The 18,661-nt window shown below is 64.5% G+C and carries 20 protein-coding genes and 1 tRNA gene; 12 read left to right on the forward strand and 9 right to left on the reverse strand.

Annotated elements, in window-relative coordinates; genetic code table 11:
* The first annotated feature begins 199 nt into the window (after nt 1–199).
* The 5 genes from JQ635_RS33140 (at nt 200) to JQ635_RS33160 (ending at nt 6,847) form a co-directional block, all read left to right on the forward strand.
* Entirely contained in the window at nt 200–1,630 is a 1,431-nt protein-coding gene (locus JQ635_RS33140; protein ID WP_211413977.1) for an efflux RND transporter periplasmic adaptor subunit, read from the forward strand.
* The gene (locus JQ635_RS33145) at nt 1,627–2,349 is read left to right on the forward strand and encodes an ABC transporter ATP-binding protein (protein ID WP_211413978.1); all 723 of its coding nucleotides are present in this window, start codon (nt 1,627–1,629) and stop codon (nt 2,347–2,349) included. Before JQ635_RS33140 ends, JQ635_RS33145 begins: the two co-directional genes overlap by 4 nt.
* Complete coding sequence (locus JQ635_RS33150) at nt 2,346–3,569, forward strand: ABC transporter permease (protein ID WP_211413979.1); 1,224 nt, start codon at nt 2,346–2,348, stop codon at nt 3,567–3,569. Before JQ635_RS33145 ends, JQ635_RS33150 begins: the two co-directional genes overlap by 4 nt.
* 51 nt (nt 3,570–3,620) lie before the next feature.
* Nucleotides 3,621–3,938, forward strand: coding sequence for a response regulator transcription factor (locus JQ635_RS33155; RefSeq protein WP_211413980.1), 318 nt, complete (start codon nt 3,621–3,623; stop codon nt 3,936–3,938).
* 1,052 nt (nt 3,939–4,990) lie between these two features.
* Nucleotides 4,991–6,847, forward strand: coding sequence for an alkaline phosphatase family protein (locus JQ635_RS33160; RefSeq protein ID WP_211413981.1), 1,857 nt, complete (start codon nt 4,991–4,993; stop codon nt 6,845–6,847).
* Nucleotides 6,848–6,887: 40 nt separating this feature from the next.
* On the opposite strand, the gene JQ635_RS33165 is transcribed toward JQ635_RS33160, so the two are convergent.
* Nucleotides 6,888–7,460 (reverse strand): hypothetical protein, encoded by a 573-nt coding sequence (locus JQ635_RS33165; protein WP_211413982.1) that lies wholly within the window; start codon nt 7,458–7,460, stop codon nt 6,888–6,890.
* Between the two features lie 382 nt (nt 7,461–7,842).
* Between JQ635_RS33165 and JQ635_RS33170 the strand changes: the two genes are divergently transcribed.
* On the forward strand, nt 7,843–8,502 hold the full coding sequence (locus JQ635_RS33170; protein ID WP_211413983.1) for a peroxiredoxin: 660 nt from the start codon (nt 7,843–7,845) through the stop codon (nt 8,500–8,502).
* Between the two features lie 140 nt (nt 8,503–8,642).
* On the opposite strand, the gene JQ635_RS33175 is transcribed toward JQ635_RS33170, so the two are convergent.
* Nucleotides 8,643–10,373 carry a methyl-accepting chemotaxis protein gene (locus JQ635_RS33175; protein WP_211413984.1) on the reverse strand — a complete coding sequence of 577 codons (1,731 nt, stop codon included), beginning with the start codon at nt 10,371–10,373 and terminating at the stop codon, nt 8,643–8,645.
* Between the two features lie 134 nt (nt 10,374–10,507).
* Between JQ635_RS33175 and JQ635_RS39435 the strand changes: the two genes are divergently transcribed.
* On the forward strand, nt 10,508–10,921 hold the full coding sequence (locus JQ635_RS39435; protein WP_433996586.1) for a deoxyribodipyrimidine photo-lyase: 414 nt from the start codon (nt 10,508–10,510) through the stop codon (nt 10,919–10,921).
* On the forward strand, nt 10,876–11,163 hold the full coding sequence (locus JQ635_RS33185) for a histone (RefSeq protein WP_211413985.1): 288 nt from the start codon (nt 10,876–10,878) through the stop codon (nt 11,161–11,163). Before JQ635_RS39435 ends, JQ635_RS33185 begins: the two co-directional genes overlap by 46 nt.
* A gap of 55 nt (nt 11,164–11,218) precedes the next feature.
* Here the strand turns inward: JQ635_RS33185 and JQ635_RS33190 are convergent, their stop codons facing one another.
* The 3 genes from JQ635_RS33190 to JQ635_RS33200 form a co-directional block, all read right to left on the reverse strand.
* Nucleotides 11,219–11,962 (reverse strand): hypothetical protein, encoded by a 744-nt coding sequence (locus tag JQ635_RS33190; protein ID WP_211413986.1) that lies wholly within the window; start codon nt 11,960–11,962, stop codon nt 11,219–11,221.
* Nucleotides 11,963–12,058: 96 nt separating this feature from the next.
* Nucleotides 12,059–12,931 (reverse strand): DMT family transporter, encoded by an 873-nt coding sequence (locus JQ635_RS33195; RefSeq protein WP_211413987.1) that lies wholly within the window; start codon nt 12,929–12,931, stop codon nt 12,059–12,061.
* A gap of 107 nt (nt 12,932–13,038) precedes the next feature.
* Nucleotides 13,039–13,485, reverse strand: a complete 447-nt coding sequence (locus JQ635_RS33200; RefSeq protein ID WP_211413988.1) for a hypothetical protein — start codon at nt 13,483–13,485, stop codon at nt 13,039–13,041.
* 292 nt (nt 13,486–13,777) lie between these two features.
* On the opposite strand from JQ635_RS33200, the gene JQ635_RS33205 reads away from it, so the two are divergent.
* On the forward strand, nt 13,778–14,041 hold the full coding sequence (locus JQ635_RS33205; RefSeq protein ID WP_211413989.1) for a hypothetical protein: 264 nt from the start codon (nt 13,778–13,780) through the stop codon (nt 14,039–14,041).
* Nucleotides 14,042–14,071: 30 nt separating this feature from the next.
* On the opposite strand, the gene JQ635_RS33210 is transcribed toward JQ635_RS33205, so the two are convergent.
* Complete coding sequence (locus JQ635_RS33210; RefSeq protein WP_211413990.1) at nt 14,072–14,533, reverse strand: host attachment protein; 462 nt, start codon at nt 14,531–14,533, stop codon at nt 14,072–14,074.
* Between the two features lie 324 nt (nt 14,534–14,857).
* Between JQ635_RS33210 and JQ635_RS33215 the strand changes: the two genes are divergently transcribed.
* Both JQ635_RS33215 and JQ635_RS33220 read left to right on the forward strand, forming a co-directional pair.
* Nucleotides 14,858–15,145 (forward strand): hypothetical protein, encoded by a 288-nt coding sequence (locus JQ635_RS33215; protein ID WP_211413991.1) that lies wholly within the window; start codon nt 14,858–14,860, stop codon nt 15,143–15,145.
* 452 nt (nt 15,146–15,597) lie between these two features.
* Nucleotides 15,598–16,560, forward strand: coding sequence for an AraC family transcriptional regulator (locus JQ635_RS33220; protein ID WP_211413992.1), 963 nt, complete (start codon nt 15,598–15,600; stop codon nt 16,558–16,560).
* Between the two features lie 39 nt (nt 16,561–16,599).
* On the opposite strand, the gene JQ635_RS33225 is transcribed toward JQ635_RS33220, so the two are convergent.
* From JQ635_RS33225 to JQ635_RS33235, 3 genes are all read right to left on the reverse strand, one after another.
* Nucleotides 16,600–16,676: transfer RNA gene (locus JQ635_RS33225), tRNA-Arg, on the reverse strand.
* A gap of 155 nt (nt 16,677–16,831) precedes the next feature.
* The gene (locus JQ635_RS33230) at nt 16,832–17,332 is read right to left on the reverse strand and encodes a hypothetical protein (protein ID WP_211413993.1); all 501 of its coding nucleotides are present in this window, start codon (nt 17,330–17,332) and stop codon (nt 16,832–16,834) included.
* Between the two features lie 171 nt (nt 17,333–17,503).
* Nucleotides 17,504–18,070 (reverse strand): hypothetical protein, encoded by a 567-nt coding sequence (locus JQ635_RS33235; protein WP_211413994.1) that lies wholly within the window; start codon nt 18,068–18,070, stop codon nt 17,504–17,506.
* A gap of 179 nt (nt 18,071–18,249) precedes the next feature.
* Here JQ635_RS33235 and JQ635_RS33240 point away from each other — a divergent pair, with 179 nt between their 5' ends.
* A complete protein-coding gene (locus tag JQ635_RS33240) occupies nt 18,250–18,636 on the forward strand; it encodes a VOC family protein (protein ID WP_211413995.1) in 387 nt (128 codons plus the stop codon).
* Nucleotides 18,637–18,661 lie beyond the last annotated feature (25 nt).

Below are 18,661 nucleotides of genomic sequence, written 5' to 3' on the forward strand. Positions count from 1 at the left end.
ACGACGCGTATGCATTTTCGGCAAATCACGAAACGTCGCACCCGCGGACTTTACTTCTGGATGATGCCGCGCACCCGACCGTCGCCCCGGCGAGGACGACATACTGACATTCGATACTACCTTAGACGATTTACAACCATAGCGAGCTTGCCACTTTTTCCCGATTCCCCGAAGTCATTTCAATCAGGCGAGTTTTGATATGCGGTTTGTGCCAGTCATTGCCTTGCTCGGAACTGCGTGCAGCCTCGCTGCGATCTACATCACAGGGCCGGCCATCATCGCCGGCGCCGCCGGGAGCGCGGCAGACAAGGCGACTCACGCCTATGACCAGACCAGGCGGCTGCTCGCGCCCGCCGCCCGCGAGCCGTCGACCTTCGGGTCGGATGCGCCCGTTTTCCGCTATGCCGCGATCCAGCGCGGCAGCATCGAGCAGACCGTCACCGTCACCGGCGCCCTGCAGCCGGTCAAGACGATCGAGGTCGGTTCCCAGCTGTCCGGGCAGCTCGCCCGGGTCTATGTCGACTTCAACGACACCGTCGCCAAGGACCAGCCGCTTGCGCTGATCGATCCGCGCAGCTTCGCCGCCAAGGTCGACGAAGCCAGAGCTTCGCTCGCGGTCGCCAATTCGCTGGTCGACATCGCCCGCGCCAAGCTCGATCGCGCCAGGATCGATCTGCAGAACGCCAAAGGCAGCCGCGACGTGCTCGCCGCCAAGCTCGAGAGCGCCCAGGCGGTCAAGACCTCGGCGCAGAAAACCCTGCAGCGCAAGCTGGCGCTGCAGTCGCAGAACGTGGTGGCAACGACGACGGTCGACGACGCCCAGACCGAGTTCACCGCGCGTCTCGCCCAGGAGCGCGAGGCGGAGGTCCTGATGTCTCTCAACTCCTACTCGGTGGATGGTGCGCAGGCCGATGTCCGCCGCATCGAAGCCGAGCTGCAGCAGGCCCGCATGGCGGTACCGGAGAAGGCAGCCGTTCTCGCCGCGGCCCAGGCCGATCTCGACCGCACCGTGATCCGCTCGCCGATCGACGGCGTCGTCGTCGGCAGATTCGTCAACGAGGGCCAGACGCTCGCGGTGGGTCTGGAGTCTCGCACCACCTTCGTCGTCGCCCACCGTCTCGAAGACATGGAGATTCATGCGCAAGTCGATGAAGCCGATATCGGGCGCATCGCCCCCGGCCAGCGCGCCCATTTCACCGTCGATGCCTACCCCGACCGCCGCTTCGAGGCCGTGGTGCGGCAGGTGCGCAAGGCGCCGCAGACCCAGCAGCACGTCGTCACCTACACCGTCGTGCTGTCGACCTCCAATCTCGACGGCGCATTGCTGCCCGGCATGACCGCCCTGGTGAAGGTCGTGATCGAACGGCAGGACGACGTGCTGAAAGTGCCGCTCGCAGCGCTCCGCTTCCAGCCGTCCGGCGCGCGGCCGGACTCAGGCAGCGCGCACAGCGCCGTGTGGGTGCGGACCGCCAGCGGCTCGCTCCAGCGCATCGCGGTGACGGTCGGCGCGGCCGGCACCGAACAGGTCGCGCTCAAGAGCGGCGATCTCGTCGAGGGCAGTCAGGTCGCCGTCGGCCAAGCGATCCGGCCGGCGGGCATGGAGTTCCTCGGAATCAGGTTCGGATCATGAGCGCCCTGCCCCTCATCAGCCTCCGCTCCGTGTCCAGGACCTATCGCACCGACGGAGTAGCAGTGACCGCAGTCCGCAACGTCAGCTTCGACATCGCGCAGGGCGAGATCGTCGCCGTGATGGGCCCGTCGGGCTCGGGCAAGTCGACACTGATGAACATGATCGGGCTGCTCGACCTGCCGAGCGAGGGCGCGGTTCATCTCGAGGGAGCCAATGTCGCCGAGCTCTCGGAAGACCGCCGCTCGTCGCTGCGCGCCCGCAGCATCGGCTTCGTGTTCCAGTCGTACAACCTGCTCGCGCGCCATAATGCGATCGAGAACGTCGCGCTGCCGCTGGTCTATTGTGGCGTCAGTCGCAAGGAACGTGTGGTTCGCGCCGAGCAGAGCCTTCAGGCCGTCGGCATGCTGCACCGGGCCCATCACTTCCCGCGGCAGCTCTCCGGCGGCGAGCAGCAGCGCGTGGCGATCGCACGCGCGCTGATCGCCTCCCCGCTGATCGTGCTCGCGGACGAGCCGACCGGCGCGCTCGACAGCCGGACCGGCGCCGAGATCCTGGCGTTGTTCGCGGCCCTCAACCGGACCGGCCAGACCATCGTGATGATCACGCACGATCCCGGCATCGCGACGCAGTGCCGGCGCACGATCCGCCTGCATGACGGCGAGCTCGTCAGCGACGAGACGGTCGCGGAGCTGCTGCCGAGACGGAGCGTGGCGTCATGACGATGCTCCAGGGGTTCCAGATCGCCTTGCACGCCCTGCGCCTCAATCCGCTGCGCAGCTTCCTCACCATGCTCGGCATCGTGATCGGTGTCGCCTCCATCGTGACCGTGTTCGCGATCGGCTCCGGCGCACAGCTCCGCCTGCAGGAACAGATCCGCTCGATCGGCGCCAATGTGCTGATGATCACACCGGGCGCGGTCTACCAGGGCGGCGTGCGCCTCAAGGACGGCAGCAAGCTGACGATGACCGAAGGCGACGTGCAGGCCATCCTCGAGCAGATCCCTGAAATCCAGGCCGCCGCCGGCTCGCTGGCCGGAACGGCGCAGGTCATCCACGAGGGCAAGAACTGGAACACCACGATCAACGGCACCACCACCGGCCACTTCATGGTGCGCGACTGGCAGCTCGCCTCCGGGCGCTATTTTTCCGGCGGGGAAGAGTCGGGCGCCGGCAAGGTCGTGATCCTCGGCAGCACCGTCGCGCGCGAGCTGTTCGCAGCCGGCGACGACCCTATCGGCGCGCAGATCAGGATCATGAAGGTGCCGCTCGAAGTGGTCGGCGTGCTCGATCGCAAGGGCCCGGCGCAGGACGACGTCGCCTTCGTGCCGCTCAGCACCGCCAAGCTCCGCTTCCTCGGCAGCGCGAGCAACATCAACCGGGATTCGGTCGCCTACATCATCGCCAAGGTGGCCGCGGACGGTCAGATGGCGGGCGCGCGATCGGAGATCGAAAGTCTGCTGCGGCAGCGCCACCGCGTTCCTGCCGGTCAGGAGGACGACTTCAAGGTCCAGGATCCGGCCGCCGCCATGGAAGCGCAGCAGGGCGCGATCCGCACCGTGGCGCTCCTGCTCGTCGCCATCGCCTCGGTCTCGCTGCTCGTCGGCGGCATCAGCATCATGAACGTGATGATCGTATCAGTCACCGAGCGCACGCGGGAGATCGGAATCCGCCGCGCGCTCGGCGGACGGATGCGGGACATCCGTCTGCAGTTTCTCTGCGAGGCCCTCGTGCTCTGCCTGCTCGGCGGCGCCATCGGCGTTGCCGGCGGCATCACGCTCTCGATGACGGTCGCCCGCATGGCCGGATGGGTCACCTCGATCGACGGCGAGGCGATCGGCCTAGCCCTCGCCTTCTCGATCGCGACCGGTCTCATCTTCGGGTTCTATCCGGCCCACAAGGCATCGAGGCTCAGCCCGATCGAGGCGCTCAAGACGGAGTGAGACGATGCCGGGGGCGGCCACATCAACGCGACGACCAGGGAGGAACCAGTCATGAGCCCGGATCCGAAGGATTTGATTACACCGACACCGCGCGAGCGTGAGTTGATGATGTTGATTGCGCGGGGGCTGCAGAACAAGAACATCGCCTACGAGCTCAAGATCTCGGAGAACACGGTGCGGGCGCATATCGGCAACATCATGCGCAAATACCGCCTCCAGAACCGGACCCAGATCGCGATCATCTTTGCGCTCAAGACGGCCCCGTTGTCGCTGCGGCGCGATCTCACCAGGAACGGGGCAGGCCCGCCAACGGTCAAGCCGGCACAGGCGCTGGCGCAGCCCCCGCGGCTGCCGACCGCGCCGGAATGACCACAACCACTTGCGGAGCCCGTCGGGCAAAACACCCAAGCCCGGGGGCAAGAGAGCAGCATTGAAATAATTCTCTTTATTAGAATTCGGATTTTTGTTAGATATTTCTCACTCCGGCCCAGGAAGAGGGGCGTATCGCGATCGTCACGACACGCGGGCCGGGCGGCGGTGGACGCTCATCGCATCGGCGCGATCGGCTTTGCAGGGCGGGCAACCGTGAGCGAAGTTGTCGCGCCAACGACAGGTGTGATCAGCGTACGGCAAAATCGTGTGGTCCTGACGCCCGGGGTCTGTGCGTCAAGTCTTGCGGTGATGTTGCGGCCCGACCGGGCCCGCGCATCAGCTATCGGCAAGGCGACGGGGGCAATAGTGCATCGCTCCCCGGGGAGATCACGACATAAGCCGTAAGACCACTGCGCAGGGAAGGCCGGGATGCTCCGGTTGCCCTGTTACCCGCTGTGCATCGTAGCGCAATCTACTCGTGGCATAGCGGTCAATGGGAGCCAGCCGGCTCCCGGTCTTCCCTGCGCCCTCTTTCATGTGAGGGTGAGGCGACGAAGCAAAGCTCGGGCGAAAGATGCCGCGAGGACGCGAAGGTGTGCCTGCGAGTGAGATGCGAGTTGAAACAGCGATGCCATCACCCCGTCATTGCGAGCGCAGCGAAGCAATCCAGAGTCTTTCCGCAGTGGGATTCTGGATTGCTTCGCTGCGCTCGCAATGACGATGTGGAAGCAATTGCGCCCAAAAACGTCGGTCTCGTGCCCCGGACGCAGCGCAGCGTCTCCCCGGCGATGCGAAGCATCGTCCGGTGCGACGATGCGCTGCAGAGCCGGGGCCAATGTTGCAGCGAGTTGCGCCGCCTACTGGGTCCCGGCTCTGCGGAGCGTCACTGCGTGCCGCACCGCGTCCGGGACACGAGAGCGACGAAGCCCCCCTCCCCAACCCTCTTGCATCGACGACGGGGCTTGTAACAAAACTGTCATACAGCAAAACTAAACGATTGCCGGGGGCCGCGGTTGGCGGCCATGCCGCCTCACCGCCAGGAGACTTCGATGCGCCGCTCACTGCTGCTGCTGTCCGCCGGACTGACAGTGCTGTCCACCGGACTTGCTTCCGCCCAGAACAATACCCCCCGCAACCTGATCCTGTTCATTCCGGATGGTCTGCGCGCGCTCAAGGTCACACCCGAGACGGCGCCGGCGATGGCCGAGGTCCGCGACAAGGGCGTCAACTTCAAGAACCCGCACTCCCTCTTCCCGACCTTCACCATGGCCAACGGCTCGGCGATGTCGACCGGCCATTATCTCGGCGATACCGGCGTGTTCTCGAACACGATCTGGACCAACTACACCTCGGTGCCAGCCGGCGACACCGTCGTCCCCTTCATCGAGAACGACGCCGTGCTCGGCGACATCGACGAGCATTTCAAGGGCGACTATCTCAACGAAGAGACGATTCTGAAGATGGCCCGCGACAAGGGCTACAGCACCGCTGCATTGGGCAAGCATGGTCCGACCTACCAGTTCGACCACACCGACAAGCCCGAGAAGGCCGGCCTGCATTCGGTCGTGTTCGACGACGCCACCGGCGGCAAGAACGGCGTGGCGCTGTCGGACGAGGTGAAGGCGGCGCTGACCAAGGCCGGCCTGCCCCTCGCAACCCCGCCGCGCGGCGACAACAGCAAGGCGGGCGATGCCAAGACGCCCGGCACCACGGTCGCCAATATCGCGCAGCAGGCCTATTTCGCCGACGTCGCCACCAAGGTCCTCCTGCCGATGTTCAAGGCGCGCAACAAGCCGTTCGTACTGGTGTTCTGGTCGCGCGATCCCGATGGCAGCCAGCACAATACCGGCGACAGCCTCAACCAGATCCTGCCCGGCATCAACGGGCCGACCTCGATGGCCGGCATCAAGAACGCCGACAACAACCTCGCCCAGCTCCGCAAGGCGCTCGACGAGCTCGGGCTTGCCGCCAACACCAACATCATGGTCCAGGCCGACCACGGCTTCTCGACCATCTCCAAGGAGAGCAAGACCAGCCCCTCGGCCAAGGTCAGCTATGACGACACGCCGAAGGACTTTTTGCCGATGGGCTTCCTGGCGCTCGATCTCGCCAAGGCGCTCGACCTGCCGCTGTTCGATCCCAACGACAAGAACGCGAAGATCGAGGGCAACAAGCATCCCAAGGCCGGCAACGGCGTGCTTGGCAAGGATCCGGAGAAGCCCGACCTCGTGGTCGCCACCAATGGCGGCTCGGACCTGATCTACCTGCCGAACAAGGACAAGAAGCTGGCGGCGCAAACCATCAAGGCGCTGCTCGAGCAGGACTACGTCTCCGGCCTGTTCGTCGAGGACTCGCTCGGCCGCTTCCCCGGCACCCTGCCCCTGTCGAGCATCAACCTGCGCGGCAAGTCGGCGACGCCGACGCCGTCGATCGTCGTCAACTTCCGCTCCTATGCCAGCGATTGCGGCGAGGCGCCGACCAACTGCTCGGTGCAGGTCGCCGACACGGTGCTGCGTCAGGGCCAGGGCATGCATGGCAGCTTCAGCCGCGGCGACACCATGAACTTCATGGCCGCCATCGGTCCGGACTTCAAAGCCGGTTATGTCAGCGAGATCCCGGTCAGCAATGCCGATGTCGGCATGACGGCCGCCCAGCTCCTCGGCCTGCGCGGTTCGCAGAACGGCGGTCTCGTCGGCCGCGTGATGTCGGAGGCGCTGCTCAACGGCATCGTGCCGAAGGCCTACAAGGCCGTGGAAAGGTCGAAGAAGAAGTCCGAGAACGGCCTCGAGACCGTGCTCAACGTCCAGCGCGTCGGCAGCCAGCGTTATTTCGATGCCGCCGGCTTCCCGGGCCGCACGCTTGGCCTCGAGCCGGACGCCGGCAAACAAAAAACGGCGGGGAAATAACCCCGCCGTTCCCTCGCGCCCTCAAGTGAGGCGCAAAATCTTACATCCCAATGTCGAACACCTTCGGCAATTGGCCCGCCAGAGGCAGTGCGGTGGCGCCCAGGAAGGTCGCCACCATCGCCATCAGGCGACGGTTGTTCTGGCGCTTGCCGCGCATCTGGCCGGCGATCCACTCCAGCATCTCGCTGTTGACCTTGGAGGCGTAGGACGGCGCCCAGCTCTCGATGTCGGTGTCGGCCGACAGCGCGACGCTGCGCGGCGGCACCTTCAGGCCCGAGGCGCTTGCGGCATAATGGGCGACGGCCTTGGCGAGCAGGTCGTCGAAGCGGCCGCCATCGGTGCGCTCGGTCGCGGCCTCGTTGATCTCGAACAGGACTTCGGCCTCGGTGCGGCTGACCGGCTGGTCGTTGACGGCGGTCGCGGTCAGGATACGGGCGCACCAGGCGGTGTCATCAGCATCGAGCGAGCGGGAAAAGTGGACCCGGCCCTTGGTGGTCGGGCCTTCGCCCGTGATCACGCCGTCGCGTACGATGGAGAGTGCGTGGGCCGCGGTATCGCGGCAGGACGGTTCGAGGGACGGCGACTCAACGGACTTAGACGCTGCGGCAGACATAGTTCACTTCCAGATTTCTTCTGATCGGCCAGCATTTTCATGCCGGCGTAAAGGGGTGGTTAATGATTCGATACGGGGATCGCGACTTTTCTCAATGGTTGCCGATTAGTCGCTACGAGGACCATTTCGGTTCCGGAGAGCGTCGGGCGAGCGTGATGCGGGTCATAAAAGGCTTTATCGCGGCAATCGAGACCGGTGGAGATGTTTCGCCGCAGGTGCCGCTGTAACAGAAAAGTGCTAGGAGATCGGGTCTTCAGAGAAGGAATTCACATTTTACTTCAAGCGGTTCAGTCAGCGTTCACTTAAGCCCGCCAAGCCCCTATACTGACGGCGACGGCCAGAGACAATTTCTCAAGTAAATTCAATGAGATGAGGTAGAACCATGACACTTCCGATCGGCACCACCGCCCCCGACTTCGAAGCCGAAACCACCGAAGGGAAGATCAAGTTCCACGACTGGATCGGCAACAGCTGGGCCCTCCTGTTTTCGCACCCCAAGGACTTCACGCCGGTTTGTACGACCGAGCTCGGCGCGCTCGCCAAGCTGAAGCCGGAATTCGACAAGCGCAGCGTCAAGTTGATCGGCCTCTCGGTCGATCCGATCGATCGCCACGCCAAATGGGCCGAGGACATCAAGGAGACGCAAGGCGCTGCGCCCAACTACCCCCTGATCGGCGACACCGACTTCAACGTCTCGAAACTGTACGAGATGCTGCCGGCCTCGACCTCGGGCGATCCCCTCACCCGCACCCCGGCTGACAACCAGACCGTCCGCAACGTCTTCATCATCGGGCCGGACAAGAAGATCAAGCTGGTGCTGGTCTATCCGATGACCACGGGCCGGAACTTCCAGGAGATCCTGCGCGTCATCGACTCGCTCCAGCTCACCGCCAAGCACCGCGTCGCGACCCCGGCCGACTGGCTGCAGGGCGAGGACGTCATCATCGCCGGCTCGGTCTCCAACGACGAGGCCAAGACGATCTACCCGCAGGGCTGGAAGGAGCCGAAGCCCTACATCCGGATCGTGCCGCAGCCGAAATGACTTTTGGCGGTTGCGGATAGCAACCGCAAAAGTCATCCCGGGGCGATGCGCAGCATCGAACCCGGGATCTCGAGATTCTCTGGTGCGCAATTGCGCACCAGAGTTCGGTGCTTCGCACCGCCCCGGAATGACTGTAGCGCTCAGGCCGCGTGAACGCGGTCGAGGAAGGTGTCGACCTCGGCCTTGAGCTGCAGGCTTTCACCCGACAGTGCCTGCGCGGAGGCGAACATCCGGCTCGACGTCTCGCCTGTCTCGCTCGCGCCTTTGGCGGCGTGACGGACATTGACCGCGACATCGGCGGTGCCTGACGCCGCCGCACGAACGCTGGCCGCGATGTTGTGGGTGGCGCTCCGCTGCTGCTCGACCGCAGCCGAGATCGAGCCCGCGATGCTGCTGATGCGCTCGATGGTCTGGCCGATCCCCTTGACGGCAGCAACCGACTCCTCGGTCGCAAGCTGCATGCTGGCGATCTGGTTCGAGATCTCCTCGGTCGCCTTCGCGGTCTGGCCGGCGAGCGTCTTGACCTCCTGAGCCACGACCGCAAAGCCGCGTCCGGCATCGCCGGCGCGCGCGGCCTCGATGGTGGCGTTCAGCGCCAGGAGGTTGGTCTGCTCGGCGATGGAGGTGATCAGCTTGACCACGTCGCCGATGCGCGAGCCCGCCTCGGAGAGCTGCGCGATACGCTGGTCGGTGGCCTCAGCCTGACGCACCGCCTCGGCGGAGATTTGGTTCGATTCCTGCACGCGCCGGGTGATCTCGGAGATCGACTGGGACAGCTCGTCAGAGGCTGAGGCCGCCGAGCGGACATGCTCGGAGGCGTCCTCGGACGCCCCGGCCGATCGCGCCGAGAGATCGGCGGTGGAGCGCGCGGTGTCGGTAAGTTGCCGCGCGGCCCGTTCGAACTCGCCGGATGAGCTCAGCACCTTGTCGAGGATGCCGCCGACGCTGCCGCGGAACTCTTCGACGAAGTTGCGCAGCTCCGCCTTGCGCTGCTCGGCCGCGGCAGCCGTAGCTGCCGTCTGCTCGCTGCGCAAGCGCGCCCGCTCCAGCGAATTGCTCCTGAAGACCGCGACCGTGCGGGCGATCTCGCCGATCTCGTCGGCGCGGTCCTCGCAATCGATCTCGACGTCGCTCTGGCCGTTGGCGAGCGCCGTCAGCGAGCGCGTGACCGAGGTGAGCGGCCGGGTAACGCGGCGGACGATCAGCAGCGTGAGGACCAGCACCAGCAGCGCGGCGAGCCCGGCGGCGGCGGCCATGCTCGAGATCGCCTGGGTCAGCATGCTCTCGAACTGGGCCATGGGGATGCCGACATAGAGAATGCCGGCGACCTTGCCGGCCGCGTCCACGACCGGGAAATAGGCGGTCATGAACGACTTGCCGAACAGGACGGCCGGACCCTTATAGGCCTCGCCACGGCGCAAGCCGGCCCGCGCCGGATGATCGGCGGCAAGCTGGGTGCCGACGGCGCGGTCGCCATTCTCCTTCTTCACGTTGGTCGAGCGTCGCACGAACTGCCCGCTCGCCTCGTCGAACACGAACAGGGTCGCATTGCCGCCGACATAGGACACCGCGCGATCGACGATCGCATGGTCCTTGAAGTCAGGCATTTTCGGGACCTCGGCGCGCACGACCGCGCCATCCCTCACCGTGATCTTCACGTCCGGAGCCGTCTCGGCAAAGGCCAGCGCCAGGGTGCGCAAATTGACCTCGATGTCGCGCAGCGCGCGATCATTGAAAGCGGACGTGAGCGACCAATAGCCGGCGCCGACCACCAGCGCCGTGTTGACGGCGATCAGCAGCACGGCAGACAGGACAGCCTTGGTGCCGAGCTTGAACTGCGGTAGGAACTTTGCCGTTGAAAGGTTGGACATGAATGGAATGACCCCCGTAATTTCTGCATAATCGTGCAATCGGCTTACGGCCGCATTAACGAGGGTTCACAGCCCGGCACCCTTTCCAAATCGTAAACGAGGCCTCCCCGACCACGCCAAGTGCGCCGCCCATCATCGTCTGGTTTCGCGATGACCTCCGCCTGTCCGACGATCCCGCCCTCGACGCCGCCGCTAGGATCGGCGCGCCGGTGGCTGGCGCGATCGCTCTGGGCGCTCGGCGCGCCGAGATCGCCGTCGCTGATCCTGCGCCGGGAGCTGCGGTCAGAGTGATCCCCGATCTGGCGCGAGAGAGCGGCGCCCGCACCCTTGACTGGAACGGGATCGCGGAGCGCGGCCGCACCGGCTCTCCGATCGTCGATCATGCGAGCGGACGCGAGCGCGCGTTCGCTGTCTGCCAAAGATCCGCAAAGGTTGAGCGTTGCTTTGACACAATTGTGAAACCAGCTATCGTCATCGCTCCATACAAACCGTGGGGGACGATATGGACGACGACAAACCCGTTACCGAACAGGCGGTGGAGACGATGACCGCCGCCGTGGAGGCGACCAAGGACGCCGCAGTCACCGCCGTCAAGAAGGTGAAGAAAGCCGCCAAGAAGGTTGCGAAGAAAGTAGCGCCGAAGAAGGCAAAGAAGGCCAAGAAATCTTCGAAGAAGGCTGCAAAGAAGTCTTCAAAGAAAGCTGCCAAGAAGACCGCGAAGAAGGCGGTGAAGAAATCCGCGAAGAAGGCCGCCAAGAAGAAAAAGAAGGCCAAGAAGTCCAAGCGCTGATCGCAGCGCTTCAAGCATGTCTCCGGGTGCGGGCGCGCCCGGAGACGGCTCCTCCCTACCCTCGCTTTTTGGCCGCACGCCGGCCCGGGTGATGCACCCCTTGCGGATCGCGGAATTCGCTGCGATGGCCGCGCCGGTCCTCGGCATTGAAGCGCCGCCGCTTCGCCGGCGAGCCGAATGCCTTGATCACCTTCCTGCCGTTGACCTTCTTGATGACGTAGCCGCCCTCGGTCATCGAGAACGGCTCCTTGAGCGTTCCCTTGTGGTCGAACTTGGTGCCGCGCGGATGCTGGAACGGCTCGAACCAGGACGGATAGACGAAGTTCGACATCTCGAAGCGGCCGACGCGGAAGGAGTCCTCCTCCACGGCGTCGCAGACCTCATAGGCGTATTGGGTGTTCGGGTTCTTGTCGGCCCAGAGATTGGCCATGGGATCGAGCACCATCTCGAACAGCTCGTGCGAGGCCGCCACGCTGAGGGGCTCGTCGCCCAGTGCCTTGACGAAGATTTTTGAGATCGGCTGGCCGCGATGGGTCAGCTCGTGGCGCCCGAGCATGTTCTTGTGCGAGGCGTCGTCGAAATAGACCAGCTGCCAGTCGGTCGGCTTCGGCTTCCGGGTGACGTAAAGGTCGACCGGATAGCCCCACACCGGCAGGAAGTGCTTGTCGTAGCATTTTTGCAGCGCCGCGGTGAGCTCGGCCATTTTGCGGCCGCTGATCGTCTCCTCCGCGTAGTTGATGCAGGCAATTCGGACCGGCTTCAGGGACCGGCCAAGCAGCGCGCGTCTCGCCTTCTTCATGGAAATCACCGTGTGAAAGGGGAAGCTGAAATACGGCCAGCCTAGCACGGTGCTCCGCGCACGTCAGGGATGTATTCCGCCACCACGCCTGCCCGACTAGAAGCGCCGGTTGACCACGAATACCGCGGCCGCACACATTGCCATGCCGGCGATCGCCAGCGCATCGAGCTTCTCGCCGAACAGCAGATAGGCCATCAGCGCGGTCACCGCGGGCACGAGGTAGAACAGGCTCGCCACCGATGTCGCCGCAGCGTGGCGGATCAGCCAGTACAGCAGCCCGATCGATCCGATCGAGAGCGCGACCGCGAGCCAGGCCAGCGCGAGCACGAACTCGCGCGTCCAGTGCACCACGCGGTCCTCGAACAGGAAGGCGCCGATCGCGAAGAAGATGGTGACGGCCACGTACTGCACGAGATTGCCGGCGCGCCAGTCGATGTGATTGCAGTAGCGGCGCTGATAGAGCGTGCCGAGCGTGATGGAGATCAGCGAGACCACCGAAGCAAGCCAGCCGAGCCCGGCCTCCCCCGTCATCGGGCGGTTGTGCAGGATCATCACCACGCCGCCGAGACCGAGCACGAGGCCGCCCCATTGCACCGGCGTTACCTTCTCGCCAAGCCAGCGGTTGGCGATGGTCGAGGTCAGGATCGGCTGAAGACCCGGAATCAGCGCGGAGAGCCCGGCCGGAATCGAATGGGCGATCGCGATCGCGGTGCCGCCGAGATAGAAGCCGTGGACGAGAATGCCCGCGACCGCGCTATGCGCGATGCCGAGACGATCCGGCCATTTCGGCCGGGCAATCGCGACGATGATCGCCATCAGGCCGACCACGATCGCCATGCGGATGGCGAGATAGGTCAAGGGATCGGCGTTGTTGACGACGTATTTGGTGCCGATGAATCCGGTGCTCCAGAGTAGGACGAACAGGATCGGCGCGGCGCGGGCGGGAAAGGCTTCTTGATTATGGTTCATTGCCGCCCTCATTGCCCCATGGGGGCCTATGCGGCAATGCGAATTTCTTGACGAATCTCTTGCCCGGCGATGCTGCGCTGCGACGGACGGCGGCTCAGCTCAGCCGCTCACCATTCTTCCGGACAGGGGTCGATGATCTTCCAGAGCTCGACACCGTTCTTGATCTTCTTCATGTCGGTGGTGAGCCCGCCATTGCGGCGGATCCAGTCCTTCACCGTGTCGGGGTAGTAGGACATCAGGTCGGACGTCCCCTCCGCGCTGGTGACCTTGATGCCGAAGGTGAAGGCCTTGTCGTAATAGGCCTGGTGGAAGCCGAGGCTGGCCCGCGGCGTCACGCAGATCTTGTTCATCGGCACCATGCCGAGAACCAGCGTGCAGGCCGAGTTGCAGATGCCGTCGATGATCACCCGCTCGCCCTTTTCGCGGACGCGCTTGTACTTGGCCTTGTACTCCTCGACATAGCCGCCATGGTCGCGAGTGATGTGCAGCTCGGCCCGCGCCGGCGTCGTGGCGGCGAAGCAGAGCAACAGCAGGCTCAAAAGCGTGATGCGCATGGCGAGGTGACGGTGAAAGCCTTCAGGAATGGACCGGCCTCGAAGGACCCCCAAAGGGCCGGCAACAGAAATTCTAAACCGAAGTCTCTTTGGTCATACTTGTGTGGGGAATTCGTTAAGCATCCCGAAAAGGCCAAAAATGGGCAGACTTCGACCGCAGTTCCGGCAATTCTGTCACACCCATCCGGGAATCGGCGGGATTAGCCCCTGATTCCGGCCGCCGGACGGGTGCCCTCGCGGCCCGAAATGGCTATAACGGCTGAGCTATTCGCGCGGGTTCCGGAGAATCGAGATGAGCAAGTTGAAGCTTGTAGCCGCAGTTGCGGCCCTGTCAGCCGCAATCCTGGCCCCTGGCCTTGCGGAAGCAAATGGACACCACCGGTATCACCGCTCCTACGTCAACCCGCTGCCCTACCCGATCAGCTATCTGCACAATTACGGTCCGGGCATCACCCCCGGCACTTTCGCCTATTACGACGGTCCGGCGACCAACCACTGCTACCAGAGTTCGGCCGCCTATATCGGCCAGGACCGCCGCCGGCGCCCCTGCTACTGAGGGGCGCCAGCGCGTTCGCTGCGGGCGTCCCTATTTCGCGGCGCCCGAGCGCAATAACTGCTTCTCGATCTCATAGACCGGCAGCTTGACGAGGTCCTTGCCGACCTCGCCCTGAAGCGCCTTGCGCACGACGTCGGAATAGTCGGCGCGGATCATGCCGAGCGCCCGCGGCGAGGCCACCATGGTCAGGGCTGAAGTCTCGCCCGAGCTGACGGCGGCGTCGAGCCGGCCGGCCAAGCTGCGCAGGAAGGCGCGCTCGGCCTCATCGTGCCAATCGGTCTGCTCGACCGAGCTGCGTGCGCCGCCGGTCGCGCCATGCAGCCGGCCCGGCGCATCGCTTCCTTGCGCGCTGGTCGAGGGATTGGGCTGCTCGTGCACCTCCCGGGTGTGGAGGTTCGGAAACATCTCGTCGCCGAGGTTTTCCAGAATGAGCGCCTTGCGCCCGTCGCAAACGACCAGCCAGTCACCCTTGTCAATTCTCATCTTGTCCATTGCACAGCTCCAATCAAACCGTAGGCCTCGGCCGATGCAGGCGACCGGCCGGCTGCCTTCGAATCCCGCGAAGGACTGCCCACGACGACAAGACTAGGGAGGAAGGCGCGACGGCGAATTGCGCAGGATCAAGGATGGCGGCGAAGTCCTGCGGGGCAAGCGCGGCATGGCCACGGCAGTAAAGCTGAGCTAGCCTGGGAGGGTCAGGTCAGGCCGGCGGCGGATTGGGCCGAAGATTTGTTCATCAGCATTACATTTCGGTTCCGCCACAATTTGATCAGAACAACTTCGATATCCTGTTTTGCGTAAGCGGAGAAAGACATCATGAATCTCAAGATTGGCCTCGTCGTCGCGTCCACGTTCGGTGCCCTTGCTGCGGCATCGCCGGCGGCGTCCGCCATGCCCATTGCGCCTGCACCTGCCGTCCCTGAGGTCTCCGACGTCGAGCAGGTCCGCATGGTCTGCAACGCCTGGGGACAGTGCTGGTGGCGCCCCAACTACTATGGATATTACGGTCCGCGCCCGTACTACGGCCCCCGGTATTATGGGCCGCCGCGCTATTACGGCGGCTACGGCCCGCGCTATGGTTATTACGGCTATCGCCGCTGGTGACGTTCGAAGGGGCGCCCCGGGGCCCCTTCGCTTTTGCGAGATCGCGGATTGGCCTGGGCCCAGTGCGTCTGGAGCAATTCCAAAACTGATCTAGATCAAAGAGAAAATTCGCCGCGTCGTCATTCTATGACGATGGCCGATTTGATTGTCTTTCGATGCCCTCAGACGGGCATGAATGTGCAGACGCATCTGGAAAAGCAGCAGAGACCGGAGGGACGGAGCTTCGAGTCCTTCGCCTGTCCCGCTTGCACGCGCCTCCATTTCATCGACCTCGTTACCGGCCAGCCGATGAGTCGGGACCGTTGACGGTGGCAATGATCAGGTGGACTTCATGGCATGATGTCCGCAATACTACGGCCCGGAATCCGGTTTACTGAAGCGGGATGTTTCGCCATTGATGGCAATGTACTGACGTTCATTTCATTGTCACATTGCAGCAACCGGCCAGACGCATGTTTGATGCCCTCGTCCCGTCCTCCGCGCTTCAGCTGATCGACTTTGCCGATGTCGATGCCTTCAGGCCGATCGAGTCGATGGAGGATGCGAGAAGCATTCCGCTCGACGTTCCGAACTTCGCGGCCGCCCGCGCCGTCGTCTCTCTGCCGGCGTGCCGCATCATCGTGATGCGGTCCTTCGCGCGCATCCTCGACACCGCCTATCGCATGCCGGGCGGCATGGTGATCCTGTCGATGACCGACGACCTTCAGGTCAGCTCCAAGGGAATGGATCTCGACGCCCGCTTCTTCGTTGCGCTCCGCGGCAACGACGAATGCCATTTCGTCGAGCCCCGGACCAATCATTATGCGATGATCATCTTCTCGCCCGGCCTGAAAGACCGGGGCTGGTTCGATCATGCCGACGATTTGCGGGCCTATGTCGCGAACCGGCCCGCGCTGCTCCATGCGCGCCAGCTCGTGCTCGACATCCTGCGGACCGCGTCGGTGCAGCCGTTCCTGTTCGAGACCACCGAGGCCGCCGCCCATCTCCAGGAAGGCCTGCTGCTCGCGCTCGACGATCTGTTTCGGATCGGTGCGGGTCCGGACCGGAGCACCTCGGTCCAGGGCGGACGGTCGACTAGGCTGGTGCAGCGGATCGACGATTACGTCGCAGCCTTTCCGACCGCGCCGATCTACACGGCCGATCTCGCCGGCGAGTTCGGCGTCTCGGTCCGGACGCTCAGCGGGGCGGTCAGCAAGGTACGTGGCATGAGCCTGCACCAGTACATCCGGCTGAAGAGACTATGGGCGACCCGCGCCCGACTCCTGAAGGGTGGCGGCGCCACCGTCGCCACCTGCGCGCGTGCCCAGGGCTTCCATCACATGGGTGAGTTCGCCGCAGCCTACCGCGCGACCTTCCACGAGGCCCCCTCGGACACGCTGGCGCGCGGGCGGCAGAGCGGTCTTTCGACAGGCTGACGCACGCGCCGGCACGTCTTGGGACCTATCGGTCAAGACTGGCGCGCTCGGAAGGATTCGAACCTCCGACCCTCGGAATCGAAATCCGATGCTCTATCCAGCTGAGCTACGAGCGCCCTGGCCCGGGGATTGGGCCGTTAGCCGCGAAGCGCCGGACCGTGGCTGGCGAGCCAGCGCACCGGGGCGGCGTTCGGACGGGTTCGAATTAGCAGAGAGGCTGGCCAATAAAAAGCCCTTCCCGCCTGCACGGAGGCGGGTCATAGCCGGCTTGTCACCAGGTCGTATTGAAGAGGCCGAAATGCGGCTGCTGTGCCACCATCATCGGCCGGCCATACTGTTGCGGCCCACCATACTGCGGCCCACCATATTGCGGGGCAGGATGCGCTCTGGCGACCTTACGCTTGGGCTGAGCCTGGGCCTGCGACTTCTTGGCGGCGTCGGGCTTCGAACCTGGCGTAAACTGGGCGAAGGTCTCGCGCACCCGCGCCTTGGCCGACATCTCCGCGAGGGCCGCTGCCGACGCGGTATCCGGCGGCTGCGGCGCCGCGACAGCGGCGGTCTTCACCGCGGGCGGGGCAATCGTCGGCTGGCTGGTGTCAAGCACGACACGCTCGGGCAGATGGCGATCGGACCGGATCCGGATCAACGGCTGGTCGTTGCTTGCGGTCGCGACGGCTGGCGTCACGGGCGAAGCCGGCACAACAAAGTTCACCGCGAATAGCAGGGTGAGCAACGCTCCGCCGACAAACATGAAATACCGAAGGATGGGCATTGGCCGCACTCCGCCCCCCGCAATCCCCGCGTGGGCTCTCCGCCTTAACAGGCGATACTCTGATTGGTTCCTGGCCCTGCCCTTCGGTTCAAATGGCAACGCCAAGTTTTTTGGCCAAGGCGACAACAGGGCCGGAAACGGTAACTTTTCCGCTACCGGAAGACGCGCCCTTCATGCCCGCCGTGCCGCGACCAGCGAACACTTGGCCTGATCGGCATTAACGTTGACGTAGCCGACCGCAATGCGGGCGAAGGTCTTGCGGCTCTTCATGCTGACGGTGTCGGGCAGCACGCGACTGCGAGCGGTGAGAGGCGTGCCGTCACGACGCACGAATGCGCAGACGATCTCAACATCCCTTACGGCATAGTCATTGTCGTTTCGCAGCGTGAACGTCACCAGCGCCTTCGAGCCGAGGCCGCCGCGACGCCAGGTCTGCGACGAAATCCTGAGGCGATCGAGCTCTGCCGTAGCGGTCACCGGAGCTTCGGCCGTCGGTGACACCGCCGCATCGCCCGGAGCAGCCGGCTCGACGGTGGCCATGTCCGACCTGACCGGCTCGGTGCTGTTGCCTTTGGAGATCGGCAGCAGCATCCAGATGCCGCAACCGACGATGATGGCCGCCAGCAGCCACAGCAGGCCACGGCCAAACGAGACGCTCGCGACCGTCACGGCCCGGGCCACTCGCTCGCCGGTCCCGGCAAAGCGTCCCAACCCGATCCGGTCAAACCTGGCGTTCATGGATGCATCACCGATGGCGGCCGAACTGCATTTGCACGACGAGCAGACCACTGCTTACCTTAATCCGGGAGAGGAACTAAGGTTCCCGCGCTTCAGGCGAGTCGGCAAGGACGGTGGCGACCACCGGCCGAGACCGCTAACATGCGCCGCAACATCGCAAGCCCCGTTGGGAGAATGAAATGCCAATCGCCGTCACTTGGGATCACGTCCATCTGCGCAGCCCCGATCCGGAGGCCACGGCGGCCTGGCTGCGGGACATCCTCGGCGGCGAGATCGTGCGCGCACCGGGACGGATCGACGTGAACCTCGGCGGCGCAAAAATCTTCATCGCGCCGCTCGAAGGCGATAGCGCCGTCAACCCGCCGCCCCCTCATCCGCATCAGGGCCTCGACCATTTCGGTCTGACGGTGAAGGACATCGACACTGTGGCCGCCGAGATCAAGGCCAAGGGCGCCACCTTCACGCGCGAGCCGACGACGATCCGGCCCGGCGTGCGCATCTGCTTCATCCGCGGCCCCGAAGGCATCTCCATCGAGCTGCTCGAGCGCGACAAGAAATACACCTGACGCCGCGGAAGACGCGTCTAGCAAC

The sequence above is a fragment of the Bradyrhizobium iriomotense genome, from assembly GCF_018130765.1.
Lineage (GTDB): Bacteria > Pseudomonadota > Alphaproteobacteria > Rhizobiales > Xanthobacteraceae > Bradyrhizobium > Bradyrhizobium iriomotense_A.